This is a genomic window from Streptomyces sp. NBC_00096, from assembly GCF_045041305.1.
In the GTDB taxonomy this organism is placed as follows: Bacteria; Actinomycetota; Actinomycetes; order Streptomycetales; family Streptomycetaceae; genus Streptomyces.
The window spans coordinates 6,427,259-6,446,466 of the sequence record NZ_CP108221.1 but is presented as its reverse complement, the minus strand read 5'-3'; the positions used below and the strand labels follow the sequence as shown (position 1 = coordinate 6,446,466).

General features: G+C 73.8%; 19 protein-coding genes. 15 read left to right on the top strand and 4 right to left on the bottom strand.

The genetic code is table 11. The annotated features are described in order from the left end of the window. The first annotated feature begins 74 nt into the window (after positions 1–74). From OG904_RS28650 to OG904_RS28620, 7 genes are all read left to right on the top strand, one after another. Entirely contained in the window at positions 75–542 is a 468-nt protein-coding gene (locus OG904_RS28650) for a hypothetical protein (protein WP_405495834.1), read from the top strand. Positions 543–635: 93 nt separating this feature from the next. Further along, a complete protein-coding gene (locus tag OG904_RS28645; protein ID WP_405495832.1) occupies positions 636–1,586 on the top strand; it encodes an STM4015 family protein in 951 nt (316 codons plus the stop codon). Next, a complete protein-coding gene (locus OG904_RS28640) occupies positions 1,583–2,728 on the top strand; it encodes an STM4014 family protein (protein WP_405495830.1) in 1,146 nt (381 codons plus the stop codon). Before OG904_RS28645 ends, OG904_RS28640 begins: the two co-directional genes overlap by 4 nt. A gap of 1 nt (position 2,729) precedes the next feature. Then, on the top strand, positions 2,730–3,548 hold the full coding sequence (locus tag OG904_RS28635) for an STM4013/SEN3800 family hydrolase (RefSeq protein WP_405498331.1): 819 nt from the start codon (positions 2,730–2,732) through the stop codon (positions 3,546–3,548). Next, the gene (locus OG904_RS28630) at positions 3,545–4,873 is read left to right on the top strand and encodes an STM4012 family radical SAM protein (RefSeq protein WP_405495828.1); all 1,329 of its coding nucleotides are present in this window, start codon (positions 3,545–3,547) and stop codon (positions 4,871–4,873) included. Before OG904_RS28635 ends, OG904_RS28630 begins: the two co-directional genes overlap by 4 nt. Before the next feature lie 83 nt (positions 4,874–4,956). Then, positions 4,957–5,898: an STM4011 family radical SAM protein gene (locus OG904_RS28625; RefSeq protein WP_405498329.1), complete on the top strand. Its 942-nt coding sequence runs from the start codon at positions 4,957–4,959 to the stop codon at positions 5,896–5,898. Positions 5,899–6,196: 298 nt separating this feature from the next. After that, the gene (locus tag OG904_RS28620; protein WP_405495826.1) at positions 6,197–7,621 is read left to right on the top strand and encodes an APC family permease; all 1,425 of its coding nucleotides are present in this window, start codon (positions 6,197–6,199) and stop codon (positions 7,619–7,621) included. A gap of 73 nt (positions 7,622–7,694) precedes the next feature. Here OG904_RS28620 and OG904_RS28615 read toward each other — a convergent pair whose 3' ends face one another. Further along, entirely contained in the window at positions 7,695–8,726 is a 1,032-nt protein-coding gene (locus OG904_RS28615) for an NAD(P)-dependent alcohol dehydrogenase (protein ID WP_405495824.1), read from the bottom strand. Positions 8,727–9,177: 451 nt separating this feature from the next. On the opposite strand from OG904_RS28615, the gene OG904_RS28610 reads away from it, so the two are divergent. The 6 genes from OG904_RS28610 to OG904_RS28585 all read left to right on the top strand — a co-directional run bounded on the left by OG904_RS28610 (position 9,178) and on the right by OG904_RS28585 (position 14,905). After that, positions 9,178–9,711 (top strand): hypothetical protein, encoded by a 534-nt coding sequence (locus OG904_RS28610; RefSeq protein ID WP_405495822.1) that lies wholly within the window; start codon positions 9,178–9,180, stop codon positions 9,709–9,711. 305 nt (positions 9,712–10,016) lie between these two features. Then, positions 10,017–10,553: a rhodanese-like domain-containing protein gene (locus OG904_RS28605; protein WP_405495820.1), complete on the top strand. Its 537-nt coding sequence runs from the start codon at positions 10,017–10,019 to the stop codon at positions 10,551–10,553. 410 nt (positions 10,554–10,963) lie between these two features. After that, positions 10,964–12,079 carry an LLM class flavin-dependent oxidoreductase gene (locus OG904_RS28600; protein ID WP_405495818.1) on the top strand — a complete coding sequence of 372 codons (1,116 nt, stop codon included), beginning with the start codon at positions 10,964–10,966 and terminating at the stop codon, positions 12,077–12,079. Further along, positions 12,076–12,957, top strand: a complete 882-nt coding sequence (locus OG904_RS28595) for an ABC transporter permease (RefSeq protein ID WP_405495816.1) — start codon at positions 12,076–12,078, stop codon at positions 12,955–12,957. The genes OG904_RS28600 and OG904_RS28595 overlap by 4 nt, the downstream gene beginning before the upstream one ends. A gap of 90 nt (positions 12,958–13,047) precedes the next feature. Next, positions 13,048–14,091 (top strand): glycine betaine ABC transporter substrate-binding protein, encoded by a 1,044-nt coding sequence (locus OG904_RS28590; RefSeq protein WP_405495814.1) that lies wholly within the window; start codon positions 13,048–13,050, stop codon positions 14,089–14,091. Then, positions 14,078–14,905 carry an ABC transporter ATP-binding protein gene (locus tag OG904_RS28585; protein WP_405495812.1) on the top strand — a complete coding sequence of 276 codons (828 nt, stop codon included), beginning with the start codon at positions 14,078–14,080 and terminating at the stop codon, positions 14,903–14,905. The genes OG904_RS28590 and OG904_RS28585 overlap by 14 nt, the downstream gene beginning before the upstream one ends. Before the next feature lie 93 nt (positions 14,906–14,998). Here the strand turns inward: OG904_RS28585 and OG904_RS28580 are convergent, their stop codons facing one another. From OG904_RS28580 to OG904_RS28570, 3 genes are all read right to left on the bottom strand, one after another. Continuing rightward, a complete protein-coding gene (locus tag OG904_RS28580; protein ID WP_405495810.1) occupies positions 14,999–16,810 on the bottom strand; it encodes a glycoside hydrolase family 15 protein in 1,812 nt (603 codons plus the stop codon). 55 nt (positions 16,811–16,865) lie between these two features. Continuing rightward, a complete protein-coding gene (locus OG904_RS28575; RefSeq protein WP_405495808.1) occupies positions 16,866–17,690 on the bottom strand; it encodes a phytanoyl-CoA dioxygenase family protein in 825 nt (274 codons plus the stop codon). Positions 17,691–17,766: 76 nt separating this feature from the next. After that, positions 17,767–18,324 carry a DoxX family protein gene (locus tag OG904_RS28570; RefSeq protein ID WP_405495806.1) on the bottom strand — a complete coding sequence of 186 codons (558 nt, stop codon included), beginning with the start codon at positions 18,322–18,324 and terminating at the stop codon, positions 17,767–17,769. 120 nt (positions 18,325–18,444) lie between these two features. Here OG904_RS28570 and OG904_RS28565 point away from each other — a divergent pair, with 120 nt between their 5' ends. Together OG904_RS28565 and OG904_RS28560 are read left to right on the top strand one after the other, a co-directional pair. Next, positions 18,445–18,909: a MarR family winged helix-turn-helix transcriptional regulator gene (locus OG904_RS28565; RefSeq protein ID WP_405495804.1), complete on the top strand. Its 465-nt coding sequence runs from the start codon at positions 18,445–18,447 to the stop codon at positions 18,907–18,909. Further along, on the top strand, positions 18,909–19,205 hold the full coding sequence (locus tag OG904_RS28560; protein ID WP_405495802.1) for a YkvA family protein: 297 nt from the start codon (positions 18,909–18,911) through the stop codon (positions 19,203–19,205). Before OG904_RS28565 ends, OG904_RS28560 begins: the two co-directional genes overlap by 1 nt. Positions 19,206–19,208: the final 3 nt, after the last annotated feature.

Here is a 19,208-nt window from a genome sequence, read left to right as displayed (position 1 = left end):
GTGCGGCACCGGGGCGGCCCTGCGCCGGTGGCCCATCAGGTCGACGCCCGGTGTCCCGTGACAGGATCAGGGTCATGACACCCCGGAAGATCCGCGGTCCGGCCGAGCGGATGCGCGGCTACGCCCGCGTCAGGGAGGCCCGCTGCCCGCAGACCACGGCGGACCGGCTGCGCGAGCTCGCCGGGGACGAGATCGTGCCCGTGCGGCTCTACACCGCCCACAACTTCACGGCTCCGCCCGACGTCCTGCTCCGGCTGGCCTCCGACGAGGAGATCCACGTGCGGTGGGCCGTCCTGCTGAACCCGGCCGCGGACGAGGCCACGCTCCGCTCCCTGGCCGAGTGGGAGCGGGCCACCAAGGCCGACCGGCCCGGATGGCCGCCGGCCTTCGTGCGCGGTCTCGCCGTCCACCACCCCGGGGCCCCGGCGGCACTGCACGCCGAACTCCTCGCGGAGCGCGTCTGCGGCTGCCCCCGCAAGTGCGACACCCGGGAGGTGTGGCAACGGCGGCTGGCCCGGGTCCGGGCAGCGGGGTGGCGCTGAGCCGCGGGAGTTGTCGGTGGGGCTTGGTAGAACTGTTGTCGGAGCACACGCACGGCCGGGCGGGCGCCCATCACACCATCGGGAGCAGCGCACATGACCATGGGGAACCACCTGAGCGAGCTGGGCGGCCTGCCGGTCTTCGACTTTCCGGGACCCGGGGACACCCGTGCGCTGCCCGGGGCCGGGGCGGTGGCCTGGCGGATCTCGGCGGACGTGTACGACGCCGAAGAGGAATGGCCGCAGGCCTTCGCCCGGTTCACCGGGACCGTGGACACCCGGCAGGTGCGGTCCCTGGTCGTGGGCGGCTGGTCCGAGGCGTACGAGACCTCCAACGCCGGGATCGTCGAGGCGCTCGCCGGGGCCGCCGGGGAGTTCCCCGCGCTGCGGGCGCTGTTCATCGGCGACATCACGTCCGAGGAGTGCGAGATCTCCTGGATCACCCAGTCGGACGTGAGCCCGCTGCTGCGGGCGCATCCCGCGCTCGAGGAGTTCGGCGTACGCGGCGGATCGGGCCTGGTCTTCCCGCCCGTGAAGCACGACGCGCTGCGCGTGCTGCGCATCGAGACCGGCGGGCTGCCGCGTGAGGTGGTGCTCGGGGTCGCGGCCAGCGAACTGCCCGCGCTCACCGAGCTCGACCTGTGGCTGGGCACGGTCGACTACGGCGGTGACGCGAAGGTCGGCGACCTGGAGGCGTTCCTTAGCGGCGAGCGGCTGCCCGCCCTGCGCAGGCTCGCGCTGCGCAACAGCAAGCTCCAGAACGACATCGCGGCGGCGCTGGCCACCGCTCCGGTCGTGGAGCGGCTGGAGGTCCTCGACCTGTCCATGGGCATCCTGGACGACGAGGGTGCCGAAGCCCTGCTGGCCGGCCAGCCGCTCACCCATCTCGGCAAGCTCGACCTGCACCACCACTACATCGGTGAGCCGCAACAGGAGCGGCTCCGTGCCGCCCTGGTCCCGCACGGCGTGGAGTTGGACCTCGGCGACGTCCAGACCCCGGACGTCCACGCGCACGGCGTGGACCTCTACATCGCGGTGGCGGAGTGACGCGTACGGCTCCCGCCGTCTCCTTCGCCGTCGTCGGCAATCCGGACAACCGCCGGACCGCCCTCTTCCAGGAGGCCGTGCGCGCCGCCGGGCTGCCCGCGGCCCGGGTGGTGCCGTGGCTGCACGTACTGGACGGCCGGGCCGCCTTCCGGGCCGGGGAGAGCGTACGGATCGATTCGCCCGGTGAGGACCCGGAGGTGGAGCGGCTGCTGCGCGGGGTCGCCGACGCCACCCGGGTCGAGGGCACCGGGCGCTGGTACCGCCGGTTCATCGAGGCCGTGGGCACGGTGCGCGAGGGGGTGCGGGCGGCCGGCGGCAGACTGCTGGCCGATCCGGACGACCTCGCCGTGCTGTTCGACAAGCGGCTGTGCCACGGCCGGCTGGCGGCCGCGGGGATCCCGGTACCGGCCTCCCCGACCTCGGGTCCGGACGCGGTCCGCACGCCGGTGCGCGGCTGGGAGGAGGTGCGGGCGGTGCTCGCCCGCCCCGGCTGCCGCCGGGCGTTCGTGAAGCTCGCGCACGGCTCCTCGGCCTCCGGGGTGCTCGCGGTGGAGACGGGCGCGGGCGGCCGGGTCCGCGCCACCACCTCCGTGGAGCGGGCCCCCTCGGGGGCGCTGCACAACTCGCTGCGACTGAGCCGGTACGAGGACGAGCGGGTGATCGGCGCCATCGTCGACGCCCTCGCCCCCGACGGGCTGCACATCGAGCGCTGGCTGCCGAAGGCCTCCCAGCGGGGCCGCTCCGCCGATCTGCGGGTGGTCGTCACCAGCGGCCGGGCCACGCACGCCGTGGTCCGCACCGCCCGCGGGCCGCTGACCAATCTCCATCTGGGCGGTGCGCGCGGTGATCTGGCCGCCGCCGTTGCCGCGGTGACGCAGGCCGGCGGCGACTGGGAGACGGATGCGCTCGCGGTCTGCGAGCGGGCGGCGGCTGCCTTCCCGCGCACCCCGTGCGTCGGCGTCGACCTGCTGCCCGCCACGGGCTGGCGGAGCTTCGCCGTGGGCGAGGTCAACGCCTTCGGGGATCTGCTGCCCCGGCTGACCGGGCTGCCCGGCTCGCCCGCCGAAGGCCAGGACACCTATGCGGCCCAGGTGGCCGCCGTACGACAGGACCACCATGCACACGCCCCCGCCCGCCCCTGACATGAACGAGGTCGTCGGCCGCGACGACCTCCTGCTCGTCACCCTCGACACGCTGCGCCACGACGTCGCCGCGCAACTGGCCGCCGAAGGGCGGATCCCGAACCTGGCGGCGCACCTGCCCGGCGGGGCGTGGGAGCGGCGGCACGCGCCGGGGAGTTTCACCTACGCCTCCCACCAGGCCATGTTCGCGGGCTTCCTGCCCACGCCGGCCGGTCCGGGCCCGCATCCGCGGCTGTTCGCCGCCCGGTTCCCCGGCAGCGAGACCACCGCCGGGGGCACGTGGGTGTTCGACACCCCGGACCTGGTGTCGGGGCTGGCCGGGGCGGGGTACCGGACCGTGTGCGTGGGCGGCACCGGCTTCTTCAACAAGGCGGCCGCGCTGGGCTCCGTACTGCCCGGGATGTTCCAGGAGTCGCACTGGGAACCGGATTTCGGGGTGGCCTCGCCGAACTCCTTCGAGGCGCAGGTGGACCGCGCCGAGCGGGTCGTGGCCGGACTGCCGCGCGAGCGGCGGCTGTTCCTCTTCCTGAACGTGTCGGCCATGCACCAGCCCAACTGGTTCCACTCGCCCGGCGCCACGGCGGCGGCCGGGGACTCCCGGGAGACGCACGCGGCCGCGCTGGAGTACGTGGACCGGCACATCGGGCGGCTCTTCGACGCGGTGCGCGCGCGGCGCCGCTGCTTCGCGGTCGTCTGCTCCGACCACGGGACGACGTACGGGGACGACGGGTACACCGGGCACCGGCTCGCCCACGAGGCGGTCTGGACGGTCCCGTACGCGCAGTTCTTCCTGACCCAGAAGGAGCCGGTCGCCCGATGAACCTCCCGACCCCGTACGAGAGTTACGTGTACGCCTATCCGCACAAGACGGCGTACCGGCCGCTGCCCGGGCGGCCGGCGCTGCGCGAACTGTGGGCGGAGCAGCCCAAGGACGCGCTCTCGCTCTACCTCCACGTCCCGTTCTGCGAGGTGCGCTGCGGATTCTGCAACCTCTTCACCCGCATCGGCGCACCGGAGGGCCTGACCACGGCCTACCTCGACGCACTGGAGCGGCAGGCGACGGCCGTCCGCGACGCACTGGGCCACGGGGAACCCGTGCGGTTCGCCGCGGCGGCCTTCGGCGGCGGGACTCCCACCTTCCTGACGGCGTCCGAGCTGGAACGGCTCTGCGACATCGCCGAGCAGCGCGCGGGCGCCGACCTGCGGGCGGTGCCGCTGTCGGTGGAGGCCTCGCCGGCCACCACCACCGCGGACCGGCTCGCGGTGCTGGCCGACCGGGGCACGACCCGGCTCAGCCTGGGCGTGCAGAGCTTCGTGGCGGACGAGGCCCGCTCCGCCGTGCGGCCGCAGAAGCGCGCGGACGTGGAGGCGGCCCTGGCGCGGGTCCGGGACGCGGCGATACCGGTGCTCAACATCGACCTGATCTACGGCATCGACGGGCAGACCGAGGAGAGCTGGCGGTACTCGCTGGACGCCGCCCTCGCGTGGCGGCCGGAGGAGCTGTACCTCTACCCGCTGTACGTGCGCCCCCTGACGGGCCTGGGGCGCCGTCCTGCCGAGTCCTCGGCCGCCGGGTGGGACGAGCAGCGGCTGCGCCTCTACCGGGCCGGACGGGACCACCTGCTGGTTGCCGGGTACGAACAGGTGTCGATGCGGATGTTCCGCCGGGCCGGCGCCCCCGGGGAGGGTGCCGGGGACCACGCCTGCCAGACGGACGGCATGATCGGCCTGGGCTGCGGAGCCCGCTCCTACACGGCGGACCTGCACTACTCCTTCGACTACGCGGTCGGCACCGGCGAGATCCGCGGCATCATCGACGACTACGTGCGCCGCCCGGAGGCCGATTTCGCGCGGGCCGACCACGGCCGGTGGATCGACGCCCGGGAGGCCCGGCGGCGCCACCTGCTGCAGTCCCTGCTGCAGGCCTGCGGAATGCCGGTGGCGCAGTACCGGGAGCGGTTCGGGAGCGGCCCGTGGGAGGACTTCCCGGCGGTGCTGGCCGACTTCGCGGAACGCGGGTGGCTCGTGGACGACGCGGAGCTGCTGCGGCTGACCCCGGAGGGGCTGGCCCACTCGGACGCGGCGGGCCCGGCGCTGTTCTCGGCGGACGTGCGGGCCGCGATGGCCGCGTACGAGCGCAAGTGACGGGGACGGCGGCGCGGGCGGAGGGGCGGACGCCGATTCAGATGAAGATGCAGGGGCAGGAGCAGGAGCAGGAGCAGGAGCCGATGGAGCTGACCGTCCTCTACCGGGGTCCGCTGTCCTCCTGCGACTACGACTGCCCGTACTGCCCCTTCGCCAAGCGGCGCGACAGCCGCGAGCTGCTGACGGCCGACCGGGCCGCGCTGGAACGGTTCGCGGGCTGGGCCGCCGGCAACACCGGCGACCGGCTGTCCGTCCTGTTCACCCCGTGGGGCGAGGGCCTGGTCCGCTCCTGGTACCGGCGCACCCTGGTGGAGCTTTCGCACCTGCCGCACGTCCGCCGGGTCGCGATCCAGACCAACCTGAGCGGCCGCACCGGCTGGACCGCCGGGGCCGATCGGGACACGCTCGCGCTGTGGTGCACGTACCACCCGGGGCAGACCCCGTACGACCGCTTCCTCGGCAAGTGCCGCGAGCTGCTGGCCGCCGGCGTGCGGTTCAGCGTGGGCGTGGTCGGCCTGCCGGAGCACCTCGCGGAGGCCCGCCGGCTGCGCGCCGCGCTACCGCCCGGCGTGTACCTGTGGATCAACGCGGCCGAGGGGCACGCGTACACGGATCCGGAGGCGGCCGCCTGGACGGAGCTGGACCCGCTCTTCCCCTTCAGCCGCCACCCCCACCGCTCGGCGGGCCTGCCGTGCCGCACGGGGGCCTCGGTGATCTCGGTGGACGGCGCCGGGACGGTCCGCCGCTGCCACTTCGTGAAGGCGGAGCTCGGCAACCTCTACGACGGCTCCTACCGCGCCGCCCTGCGCCCGCGCGCCTGCCCCCTGGCCGTGTGCGACTGCCACATCGGCTACGTCCACCTGGAGACGCTCCCGCTCTACGACGTCTTCGCGGGCGGCGTACTGGAACGCGTCCCGGCGGACATCCCCACGGGCATCCCGGCGGGCGTACCCACGGGCGTCCCAGCAGACATCCCCACGGGCGTCCCGGGCACCGTCCCGGCCGGGATCCCCCTGCTCCCCTGACCCGGACAGGGACACGGGAGCGCGGCGGGTGGGCAAAGCGGAAGGAAATTTACCGGCGGTATCCTGCGGTTATCGCACATGGTGATTGCGCAGCGTTGACGCGGTCTTAACGCCGCGGACGGCCTCCGGCCCGGCCCCCGACGATGGAATCCGCAGGTGAACAGCTCTTGACCTGCGGATCTCGCAGAGATTGCATAACGGCCCGGGAGCCACCGAAATACTCTTGCTGACCACCGCCCCGGAGGCGATACCGCTCCCGCGCTCACTCACCGCATCTGCCGATCGGAACACCGCACCGATGACTGACACGATCAGCGCCCCTCAGGCCCTCGCCCCGGCGACCGGACCCGTCCCCCAGAAGCTCAAGCGTTCCATCGGTGTCGTCGGCGGAACCCTGCTGACGCTCTCGTGCGTGACGCCCGCCTCGACCCTCTTCGTCGTCGTGCCCGACCTGTTCGCCAGCCTCGGGACCTGGACCGCGCTCACGATCGCGATCGGCTCGCTGCTCTGCATCGGCGTGGCTTTCTGCTACTCGGAGCTGGGCACCCTCATCCCCAGCGCGGGCGGCGAGTACGCGATGGTGTCCACCATGTCCGGGCGGCTCGCCGGCTGGCTGGTGTTCGTGCTCTCCCTCCTGGTCGTGATGATCGTGCCGCCCGTGATCGCCATGGGCACCGCCGACTACCTCGCCCCCCTGGTCGACATACCGGCCCCGGCCGCCGGCGCCGGCGTGATGCTGCTCGCCACCCTCGCCGGTCTCCTCGACCTGCGGGCCAACGCCTGGATCACCGGCATCTTCCTCGTCCTGGAGGTCGTGGCGGCCGGGCTCGTCGCGGTACTGGGCTTCGCGCACAGCGAGCGGGGCGCCGATGCCCTCGTGCACGGCTCCGTGGCCGCGGAGGGCGGCGGTACGTCCACCGTCACCGCGATGATGGTCGTCTCGGGACTCGCGATCGCCCTGTTCATCACCCAGGGCTTCTCGACGGCCGTCTACCTCTCCGAGGAGCTGGAGCACCCGCGCCGCAACGTCCCGCGCACCGTGCTCGCCACCCTCGCCATCTCCACCGCCGTCATCCTGGTCCCGGTCATCGCCATCACCATGGGCGCCCCCGACCTGGAGACGCTGACCTCCGGTGACATCGGCGCCATGGTGACCGCCTGGTCCAACTCGGCCGTCGGCACCTTCGTCAGCCTCTGCGTGGCCCTCGCCATCGTCAACGCGGGCATCGTCATGGTCATCCAGAACTCCCGGGTGCTGTTCGCCTCCGCCCGCGACAAGGCCTGGCCCGCGCCCGTCAACTCCGCGCTCTCGCGGCTCGGCCGCTTCGGCTCCCCGTGGGTGGCCACCCTGCTCGTCGGCGTCCCGGGCGCGGCGATGTGCTTCGTCAACCTCGACACGCTCTACGGGGTCACCGGCGTCTCGGTGACCGGCATGTACCTGCTGGTCGCGGTGGCCGCGCTGTTCAGCCGGCGCGGTGCGCACCGCGAGACCGCCGCCTGGCGGATGCCGCTGTGGCCGGCCGTCCCGATCGTGCTGATCCTGGTGTTCGCGTACATCCTGACCCAGCAGGAAACCCAGTACCTGCTGTGGACCGGCGGGATCACCTCCGTCGCCACCCTGTACTGGGCGCTGTACCTGCGTCCGCGCAAGGACACCCGCTGGCTCGTCAGCATTCCGGTGGACGACGAGAACCCGGCTCCGGCCGCGGCTCCCGCCCTGTAGCACGCGCCCCGCAACACCTCCCGTCCGCGCTCTCCGCGTCCCGCTCCCGCCCCTGCGCCCGCCGGGCACGGGGTCACTCCCCCACCCGGATCACCACCTTGCCGAAGGGCGCGTCCGCCGCGTAGCCGCGGTAGGCCTCGTGCGCCTCCTCGAAGGGGAGCACCCGGTCCACCACCGGGCGCAGTCCGTGCGCCGCGATCGTCGTGTTCATCGACTCGAACTGCGTCCGGCTGCCGACGAACACGCGCCGGATGGTGGCGAGGCTCGACGCGTACGCGGCGTGCGAGATCTCGATCCCCGACTTCGCCGCACTGGCGGTGACCAGCAGGGCGATCTGCCCGTAGAGGGAACTGGCCCGCACCGACTGCTCGATGGTGTCGGGCCCGCCCGTCTCCACCACCAGGTCGGCGCCGCCACCGGTCAGTTCCCGCACTGTGGAACCCCATTCGGGGGTCCGTACGTAGTCCACGACGGCGTCGGCCCCCAGTGCCTTCAGCCGGTCCGCCTTCTCCTGGCTCGACGTCGTGGAGACGACCCGGCAGCCGAGCAGCTTCGCGAACTGCACCGCGAAGAGCGCGACCGGGCCGGTGCCGAGGGTCAGCACGCTCCGGCCCGGCAGCGGCGCTCCGCCCTCCCCGCCGGTCAGCGCGTTCCAGGCGGTGACCGCGGCGCACGGCAGGGTCGCCGCCTCCTCCCAGCTCAGGTGCTCCGGGATCCGGACCGCCCACTGCTCGTCGAGTACGGCGTACTGCGCGAGCATGCCGTCGAAGGTGCAGCCGGGCTGGGCGGTCAGCTCCGGGGTGATCCTCCCGTCGCGCCAGTGCGGGAAGTAGGCGCAGGAGACGCGGTCGCCGACCGCGAACCGGGTCACCGACTCCCCCACGGCGACCACCTCGCCCGCGCCGTCGCTCAGCGGCACCACCCCGGGCTCGGCGGCGAGCGGGTAGCGCCCGTGCAGGATGAGCAGGTCCCGCTTGTTGAGGGAGGCGGCCCGGACGCGGACCACGATCCCGGTCGGCCCGGCCGGGGCCGGGCGCGGTCCGCCGCCGTCCCGCAGGACGATGCCCTCGATCGTGGCGAACGTCTCCAGGTGGTACGCGCGCATCTTCGCCTCCGGTGGGGCCCGTGTCCGATGACCCCGATGCTCCGCGGCCGGGACACGCGCGGCAATTCCCTGCGGGGAATGGAGGGGTCCGCCGGGCCGGCGGCTAGAAAGGGGGCATGGCCACCACCGCTGCCGCCTCCACCGCCTCTGCCGCTGCCGCCTCGGCCCCTGTCGCCTCCGCCGAGCCGTCCCCGTTCGCCCGCGAGTTGCGGCGGCGCCGGGCGCTGCGGCGGCTGAGCCAGCTCGAGCTGGCCACTCTCGCCGGGACCACACAGGTCCCGCGCCGACTCCGCGTACACGGGGGCGTAACCAGCGCCGAGCAGGAGGGAGTTGCGTTCCCGGAGGGTCAGCCCCAGGGACTCGGCCAGCCGGACCACCATCGCCCGCCCCGGCACCGACCGGCCGCTCTCGATGAAGCTGAGGTGGCGCCGCCGAGAGCATCGGGCCCGCCATGGAAGCGCTGCGCTCCATCCTGACCGGCCACCTTCCGTATCCGGCGGTGGTGGCCGGGCCGCGCGGTGAACTCGTCCTGGCGAACGCCGCGTTCGGCGTGCTGACGCAGGGCGCGGCCGCGCACCTGCTGGAGCCGCCCGTGAACGTGCTGCGGCTCGCCCTGCACCCGGAGGGCATGGGGCCGCGCGTGGTGAACCTGGCGGCGTGGGGCCGGCACATCACCGAGAGCCTGCGGGCGCGGGCCGCGGCCCATCCCGACCCCGGACTCGACTCGCTGGTCGAGGAGCTGGCCGGCTACCTGCCGGCCGCGGGTCCCGCCCCGGAGGACCACCTGGGCTTCGCGGTACCGCTGCGGCTGCGCACCCCCGAGGGGGAGCTGCGGCTGCTGACCACGCTGACCTCCTTCGCGACGGCCGTGGACGTGACCCTGGCGGAGCTGCACCTGGAGGCGTTCCTGCCCGCCGACGCCGCGACCGCAGAGCTGCTGCGGCGCCGCGAGGAGGCCCGGGCGGCGACCGGTCCGCACCGCTGAGGGACGCGGCGCCGTCCCGAATGGCGGACCGGGTGTCTTGCCCTCCGCCCTGTTTCGTCTATGCTCCGCGCCATGGCCGTCACCCAGCGCCTCCTGTCGCGCTCCTGTTGTCCCCGCTGACGTCCGCCTGCGCAGAAACCCTCCCGCCCCGCACCCGGCGCCGCACGGCCCCGGTGTGCGCCCGCGGCCCCGCCGTACCTCCCGCATCCCGCGGCACCGCCTTCCCGTACCTTCCGCGCCCCCCGTACCGCCGTGCGGCCGCATCCGTCCGGTGGCCCCCCGTCCTTCCAAGGAGCCCGTCCGTCATGAGCAGCAGCCCCGCCCTCCTCGACGTCAGCCAGGCCCACTCCCGCCACGCCGAGTTCGTGATCGTCGACGTCCGGACGCCGGGCGAGTACGCCTCCGGCCACCTCCCCGGCGCGCTGAACGTGCCGCTCGACCGGATCGCCGGTTCCCTGGACGAGCTGCGCCTGGCCGCCGGGGACAAGGAGCTCCTCCTGGTCTGCGCCTCGGGCACCCGCTCGGAGAACGCGGCCCGCACCCTCGCCCGGCACGGCATCGCGGCCACCAGCCTGACCGGCGGCACCAGCTCCTGGTCGGCGCAGGGGCATCCGCTGGACTACCCCGCGCAGGGCCGCCGGCGGGTCTGGGCCATGGAGCGGCAGGTCCGGCTGACCGCCGGAGCGGTCGTCCTCCTCGGGCTGCTGCTCGGCCTGCTGGTGCACCCGGCGTTCGAGCTGCTCAGTGCCGCCATCGCGGCCGGGCTGGTCTTCTCCGCCCTCACCGACACCTGCGGAATGGCCGTGGTCCTCGGCCGGCTGCCGTTCAACCGCCGCCGGTAACCACCTCCGACCACCACCTCGACCCTCCTGGCGCCCGGGATCCGGGACGATTTCGTCCAACATCCGGACTCCGCTTGTCGATACCCACCGGACACCGACAGGATGCACCCCATGGCCCCCGTACTCGTATCGCGTCGTCACGTAGATCTGCTGCGTGTGTCGACCATGCTCTGTCGGGCCACCACCCCCCGTACGCACGGCTGTTGATCCCTCCGATCCGCCGTTCCTGACTCCGTACGGACGAGTCCGCGCCCTTCGCCGCGGCTCCAGCCCCGGCCGCACGGCCGGATCCTGGCCAGGCCTCCGGTCGCACGGACTTCCGCGTCCCCGCCCGCACCTCCATGTACACGTGCCACCTCCGGTCCTCCCGCCCCGTGGTGCGCGTCATGCCGCTCCGACGAGGTTTCGCCATGCCCGAGAACCCGCTCCTGCTCCACTGGTTCCTGCCCACGGGCGGGGACGGCCGCGACCCCGGCGGGGTCACCGCCGTCCAGGGGCGCAGCCGTGGCGCCACCCGCCGGTCCGCCGACGTCCCGTACCTGGCACAGGTCGCCCGGGCCGCCGAACAGGCCGGATTCCACTCGCTGTTGACCCCGGTGGGGCTCGGCTGCGTCGATCCGTGGATCCTGACGGCAGCGCTCGCTCAGCACACCACCCGGATCGGCTTCCTCGTCGCGTTCCGCGCCGGGTTCGCCAGTCCCACGCTGATCGCCCAGCAGGCCGACGCCTTCCGCCGGTTCGCGGGCGGTCGGCTGGCGCTGAACGTGGTGACGGGTGGCGATCCGGCCGAGCAGCGGGCGTACGGGGACCAGCTGGCGCACGACGACCGCTACGCCCGCACCGACGAGGTGATGGCGGTGGTGCGCGACCTCCTGGACGGGAAGTCCGTGGACCACGACGGCGCCCACCTGCGCATCGAGGGTGCCCGGCTGACCGATCCGGAGCTGCGCCACCCGGTGTCGCTGTACTTCGGCGGGGCCTCGCCCGCCGCCGAGGAGGTCGCCGCCCGGCGGGCCGACGTACAACTGCTGTGGGGCGAGCCGCCGTCGGCCGTCGCCGCGCGCATCGACCGGCTGCGCGGGCGGGCCCGGTCCGCCGGCCGCACGGTCCGCTTCGGGCTGCGCCTGCACGTCATCAGCCGGGACACCGCGGCCGAGGCCTGGGCGGAGGCCGACCGGATCCTGGCCGGGCTGGACCCGGAGGCGGTCCGGGCCAGCCAGGAGCGGTTCGCCGCGATGGACTCCACCGGGCAGGCCCGGATGGCCGCCCTGCACGGCGGGGTCGCGGACGCCTCGGGGCTGACGGTGGCGCCGAACCTGTGGGCGGGCATCGGGCTGGTCCGCGAGGGCGCGGGGACGGCCCTGGTCGGCTCGCACGACGAGGTGGCCGCCCGGCTGGCGGAGTACCGGGCCCTGGGCATCGACGAGTTCATCCTGTCCGGCTACCCGCACCTCGAAGAGGCGTACCGGGTCGGCGAAGAGGTCGCCCCGCGCCTGCGCGCCCTGACCGGGACGGCGGCGGCATGACGGCGCTCGCCACGGCCGCCGACGCCCCCGCGACCGCCGGCGGGGACCGGCCGCCGCTGCCCGCGGTCTCGCCGAAGGCCCGCAAGCGGGTCCGGGAGGCGCTCCGCTGGAGCGCGCTGCGCGCCGTGGCCCTGGCCGTGCTGCTCGCCGCCTGGCAGGCGGTGGTGGCCGCCGAGGTCTGGCCGAGGGTTCTGGTCCCCTCACCCGGCGAGGTGTGGCGGCAGTTCCTGCTGGCTTCCACCACGCACGACGGCGTACGCGGCTACGGCGGCCACCTGCTGATCGAGCACCTCGGGGTGAGCCTGGGCCGGATCGGCACCGGCTCCGGGTACGCGGTGCTGGCCGGGGTGCCGCTGGGTCTGCTGATCGGCACGGTCCGGCCGCTCGCGGTGGTGCTGGAGCCGGCCGTGACCTTCCTGCGCACCCTGCCGCCGCTCGCGTACCTCTCGCTGCTCGTCATCTGGTTCGGCATCGACGAGGCCCCGAAGATCTGGCTCCTGGTGATCGCCGCCCTGCCGCCGGTCGCCGCCGCCACCGCGGCGGCCGTGCGGACCGTACCGGACCAGCTCACCGAGGCGGCGCGGGCCCTGGGCTCCGGTCCGGTGTCCCTGCTGCTGTCGGTGCGGCTGCCCAGCGCCCTGCCCGAGATCCTCACCGGCATCCGGATCGCCGTCGGCGTCGCCTACACCTCCGTGGTGGCCGCGGAGACCATCAACGGCGTACCCGGCATCGGCGGCATGATCCGCGACGCCCAGCGCTACAACCAGACGGCCCTGGTGATCGCCGGCATCCTCGCCATCGGACTCTCCGGGATCCTGCTCGACGCCCTGCTCCGGGGGATCGAGCGGTTCGCCGTCCCCTGGCGCGGCCGCACCTGACCCGGCGCACCAACGCGCCGCCGCCTCCGCCTCCGCCTCCGCACTGACCTCATCCTCACCCATGCCCACGCTCACCTTTGGAGTTCCGCCATGCCCGGACACGTCTCCCGCCGCGCCCTGCTGCTGGCCGCCGCCGTCGCCCTGACCGCCTCCACCACCGCCGCGTGCGGAGCGGACGGGGACCCGGCCGCGGCCGGGTCCGGGCGGACCACCGTCCGGATCGCCTACCAGGCGATACCCAATGCCGACCTGATCGTGAAGAACCAGCGGCTGCTGGAGAAGGCCCTGCCCGGCGCCGACGTGAAGTGGGTGAAGTTCGAGTCCGGCGGCGACGTCAACACGGCCGTGATCGCCGGCTCGGTGGACCTGGGCCTGGCCGGGTCGAGCCCGGTCACCAAGGGTCTGTCGGCCCCGCTGAACATCCCGTACAAGGTCGTGTGGATCCACGACCTGATCGGCGACAACGAGGCCCTGGTCGCCAAGCCGGGGATCGGCTCGGTCAAGGACCTGGCCGGGAAGAAGGCGGCCACGCCGTTCGGTTCCACCGCCCACTACTCGCTGCTCGCCGCGCTGAAGGCGGCCGGGGTGGACGCCGGGGCCGTGCAGATCATCGACCTCCAGCCGCAGGACTCCCTCGCCGCCTGGAAGCGCGGGGACATCGACGCGGCGTACGTGTGGACGCCGACGCTGAGCGAGCTGACCAAGGACGGCAAGGTGCTGATCACCAGCCGGCAGCTCGCGGAGCAGGGCAAGCCCACCGCCGACCTGGGCGTGGTGACGAACGCGTTCGCGGCCAGGCACCCCGAGGTGGTCACCGCCTGGATCAAGGCGCAGGACCAGGCCGTCGGGCAGGCCCGTACCACCCCCGACCAGGCCGCGAAGTCCATCGGGGCGGAGCTCGGGCTGCAGCCCGACGAGGCGAAGCGGCAGCTGTCGGAGCTGGTGCTGCTGAGCGCGAAGGAGCAGGCCGGGCCCGACTACCTCGGCACGCCCGGCGCCCCCGGAAAGCTGGCGGCGACCCTGCACGACGCGGCCGTCTTCCTGAAGGAGCAGAAGAAGGTCGACGCGGTTCCGGACGAGGCCGCCTTCGGCCGGGCCCTCGCGGTGGAGGAGCTCGGCCGTGCCGCGAACTGACACCGGTGTCGGAACCGACACCGGCTCCGGAACTGAAACCGGCTCCGGAACCGACGCCGGCGTCGAGCTCGCCGGGGTCTCGGTCCGCTACGGCTCGGCGAAGCAGCCCGTGACGGTGCTCGACTCGGTGGACCTACGGGTCCGCGCAGGCGAGTTCGTCGTCCTCGTGGGACCCTCCGGCTGCGGCAAGACCACCCTGCTGCGGGTGATCGCCGGGTTCGCCCGTCCGGACTCGGGCAGTGCCCTGGTCGGGGGCGCCGCCCCGCGCCCGGGGCACGGTGCGGGGGTGGTGTTCCAGCAGCCGAGGCTGTTCCCGTGGCGCACCGTCGGCGGGAACCTCGGCTTCGCGCTGGCCCGCCACGGAGTGCCGCGGGCCCGGCGGCCGGGCCGGATCGCCGAGTTGCTGGAGCGCGTGGGCCTGCCCGGCATGGCCGGCCGACGCACCTGGGAGCTGTCCGGCGGTCAGCAGCAGCGGGTGGCGCTGGCCCGGGCCCTGGCCGCGGAGCCCGGACTGCTGCTGATGGACGAGCCGTTCTCCGCCCTGGACGCGCTGACCCGGGAGCGGCTCCAGGAGGAGGTCCGCTCCCTGGCCGGGCGGCTGGGCACGACGGTGGTGTTCGTGACGCACTCCGTCGAGGAGGCGGTGCTGCTGGGGTCCCGCGTCCTGGTGATGGCCGCGGGACCGGGCCGGGTGGTGGAGGACCTGCCGGTGCCGCTCCCCCGCGATCCGGACATCGAGGTACCGCAGCTGCGCGCCTCACCGGAGTTCGCCCGGTTGCGCGGCCACCTGACGGAGGCGCTGCGCCCGGGCTGACCCGCGCGGGCCGCCGCCGGGCCGCCGTGTGCCCGCCGCCGGCCCGCCGTCCGCCCGCCGTCCGCCCGCCGTCCGCCCGCGATCGGAGGGCGGTCAGCCCGTCGTCAGGCTGGCGCCGCTCAGGGTGAGCGCGGAGTTGACCAGGCCGACGTGGCTGAACGCCTGGGGGAAGTTGCCGAGCTGGCGGCCGGCGACGGGGTCGTACTCCTCGGCGAGCAGTCCCACGTCGTTGCGTACGGACAGCAGCCGCTCGAAGAGCTCCCGCGCCTCCTTCTCCCGGCCGGTCAGGTACAGCGCGTCGGTCAGCCAGAACGAGCAGGCCAGGAAGGCCCCTTCGTCGCCGGGCAGGCCGTCCACCGACAGCCCTTCGGTGCTGTAGCGGCGGACCAGCCCGCTGCGGCCCAGCTCCTCGCGCACCGCGTCGACCGTGCCGATGACCCGGGGGTCGTCGGGCGGCAGGAAGCCGACGCGCGGGATGAGCAGGGTGGCGGCGTCCAGTTCGCGGGAGCCGTAGTACTGGGTGAAGGTGCCCCGCTCCGCGTCGAAGCCCTTCTCGCACACGTCGCGGTGGACCTCGTCCCTTATGGCCCGCCAGCGGTCCACGTCGCCGGCCAGTGCGGGATTGAGCTCCAGCGTGCGCACGGCCCGGTCGGCGGCGACCCATGCCATCACCTTGGAGTGGGTGAAGTGGCGGCGCGGGCCGCGCACTTCCCACAGCCCCTCGTCGGGGCGGCGCCAGTTCTGCTCCAGGAAGTCGAGGAGCGCGAGCTGGATCTTCCAGGAGTGCCACTCTGCGGGGAGTCCGGCGGAGCGGGCCACGTACAGGGAGTCGAGGACCTCCCCGTACACGTCGAGCTGGAGCTGGTCGACGGCCGCGTTGCCGACCCGGACCGGCGCGGAGGAGGCGTACCCCTTCAGCCAGGGCAGTTCGCTCTCCGGGATGCGCCGCTCGCCGCCGATCCCGTACATGATCTGCAGGTCGGCCGGGTCGCCCGCGACGGCCCGCAGGAGCCAAGCGCGCCAGGCGTGGGCCTCTTCGAGGTACCCGGTGGCCACCAGCGAGCCGAGGGTGAGGGTGGAGTCGCGGAGCCAGCAGTAGCGGTAGTCCCAGTTGCGGACGCCGCCGAGCTCCTCGGGCAGGGAGGTGGTCGCGGCGGCGGCGATCCCGCCGGTGGGGGCGTAGGTGAGGGCCTTGAGGGTGATCAGGGAGCGGGTCACGGCCTCCCGGTAGGGGCCCTCGTACCGGCACTGGGAGGTCCACTCCCGCCAGTCGGAGAGGCTCTGCTCCAGCGCGGCGTACGGGTCCAGGAGCTCGGGACGCGGTTCGTGCGAGGGGTGCCAGGTGAGGACGAAGGCCACGCGCTCGCCGGCGGCGACGGTGAACTCGGAGCGGGTGCTCATGTCCTCGCCCCAGGTCCGCACGGGGGGTTCGCTGCGCAGCCACGCGGAGTCCGGCCCGGCGACGGCGACCCGGTCGCCCTCGCGGTCGCCCTCGCAGCGGCGCACCCAGGGGACGACGTGCCCGTAGTCGAAGCGCAGGCGCAGGGTGCTGCCCACGGTCGATTCTCCGGTGAGGCCTTCGACGATCCGCATCACGTCGGGGGCGGTGTCGCGCTGCGGCATGAAGTCGATGACCTTGAAGGAGGCGCCGTCGGCGGTCTCCCAGTAGGACTCCAGGACGAGCGTGCCCTCGACGTAGGCGCGGCGGGTGCAGCGCGCGGAGTCGGGGGCGGTGGCCGGGGCGATGCGCCAGTGGCCGTTCTCCTCGTCGCCGAGGAGGGCGGCGAAGCAGGCGGCCGAGTCGAAGCGCGGCAGGCACAGCCAGTCGATGGACCCGTCACGGCCGACCAGTCCACTGGTCATCAGGTCGCCGATGAGTGCGTAGTCTTCGATGGGTTGTGTCATTTATGGCCCCTTCCCTCGAATGTGCGGCTCGAATCGAGCCGTACGGGTCAGGGCCTCAGGCGCGGGTCTGCTGCACGAGCCCCAGCCCCAGCCGCACCGCGCGTTCGACGGGCGAGTACGCGGCGTCGTGGCGGTCCAGGACGAGCGGGCCGGCCGGCATCAGCGGGGGCTGGGCCATGAACCGCGGGACGGTGCCGCGATGGGCCTGGGCGGCGTGGATCAGGAAGGGATGGCAGAGGTAGACGTCACCGGCCCGGCCGGTGGCCAGTGCCAGTGGCCGGTCGGGGGCGTCGAGCCGGCCCGCCCCGTCCATCTCCGCGCAGAGGGCGAACAGCTCCCTGCCCGCGTCCCCGGCGGGCAGCAGGAAGGGCGGGACGTCCAGGTGGGAGCCGACCTTGATCCTGGTCGGCGCGGTGTCGGCGTCCACGTCGGAGAAGAGGAACAGCATCAGCAGGGCCCGGCCGCGGGACGTGACGCTGAGCCGGTATCCCGCTTCGCCTTCGGCGGTGAATCCGCCGTCCATGTGCCAGCAGTCGTCGCCGGGGGCGGCCGGATGCGGAAAGCGGACGGGGAAGGTGCCCAGACCGGTGCTCGGTGTCCAGCGGCCCGGGCCGACGAGCTGGTCGAAGGCGCCGTGCAGGCGGTCGCTGGTGGCCGCCCGCCGGAAGGGTTCGTCGGCGTACCCGCCCAGCCTGACGACGGGCTCGGTCCAGGTCCGCGGATCCTCCGGGTCGAGCCCGGTCTCGCGCCACAGGAAGGCCCGGCACTCGTCCGCCAGCGGACGCGGAAACGCCTCGGGAAGTCTCACGAAGCCGTCCGTGACGAACCGTTCGACCTGATCGTCCGTCAGTACCTTGCCCGCGTTGCCCACGTTGCCCATCCGGCCGATTCTGGGCGCCGCGGGCCGGGATCGGCAACCGGATTCCCCGGCGACCGGGCCCGGCCCGGCTCGCGGCCTAGTTCCGTACGAGGAGCAGCGCGCCCGCGATCACGACGCCGAGGAGGACGGCGAGGGCTCCGTGGGCGAGGCGGTGGGCGCGCAGGACGGGCAGGAAGCGGTCCGCGGCGTAGCGGCCGGGGCCGGTGAGGGCGAGGGTGGCGGCGCCGACGGCGAGCAGGATCTCGTACTCGACGCCCTGCGGGGCGAAGAAGGAGCCGGCGCCGTGCACGGCGATCGCGTTGATCATGGTGCCGACGAGGGCGGCGCCCGCGAGCGGGGTGAGCAGACCGAGGACGAGGCCGAGTCCGCCGAGGGTCTCGGTCAGTCCGGCGAGGACGGCCATGGCGTCGCCCGCCGGGTACCCGCTCGCGGTGAAGAACCGGCCGGTGCCGCTGATGCCGCCGCCACCGAACCACCCGAAGAGCTTCTGGGTTCCGTGGGCGGCCATGGTCAGGCCGAGGACGACGCGCAGGAGGAGCAGGCCGACGTCGTGGGCGGGGGTGGAGAGGGCGCTGAGGGGGACGGCCGGTGCGGCGGCCTGCGGCTTCGTCGTGGTGACGGAGGGGCTGGTCATGGGGGTCCTTCCGGTCGGGCGGTCCGAGGGTGCAGGTTGTTCAAATTCGAACCACGCCTCCCGACCCTAGCCCCGCATCACCAGTGGTTCAAATTGGAACGACACCTGTACGCTGATTCCATGGCTGAGACGAGATGGCTGGATGACCGCGAGATGCGCGCCTGGGAAGGCTTCCTCGCCGCTTCCGCCCTGGTCAACCGCCGTCTCGACCAGCAGCTCAAGGACGAGTCCGGCCTCTCCCACCCGCAGTACGAGATCCTCGTACGGCTCGCCCGGGCGCCGGAGGGCGAGCTGCGCATGACGGAGCTCGCCAACGGGCTGATCAACTCCAAGAGCGGACTGACCTACCAGGTCACCCAGATGGAGAAGACGGGCCTGGTCCGCCGCCGCACCTGCCCCTCCGACGTCCGCGGCGTCTACGCCGTCCTCACCGACGCCGGCCGCGCACGATTGGCGGAGGCCGCACCGGGGCACGTGAGCACGGTGAGGGAGGTACTCGTGGACGTGCTCACACCCGAACAGCTCGACGCGCTCGCGGACGGACTCGGCGAGGTCAGCCGCCGACTGCGGGCGCAGGGCGCCTGATGGACACGACGACCGCATGGCTGGTCGTGGCGGCGGCGGTCGCGACCGGCCTGGCCGTCACCGCGGCCGTCCTCCTCCTACGCGTCTTCGCGGCCCGCCGCCTGCTGCGCGACGCGGGGATCCCGCTGCGCGACAAGGCGCTCTTCTGGGCGGCCGTGGTGTACACCATCTCCCCGCTGGACCTGATCCCCGACCCGGTCTACCTGGACGACATCGGCATCCTCCTCCTCGCCCTGCGCTCCCTGCACGCGGCGGCCGCCTCGACCCGCCCGCCGAAGGAACTCGACGCGGCGTGACGC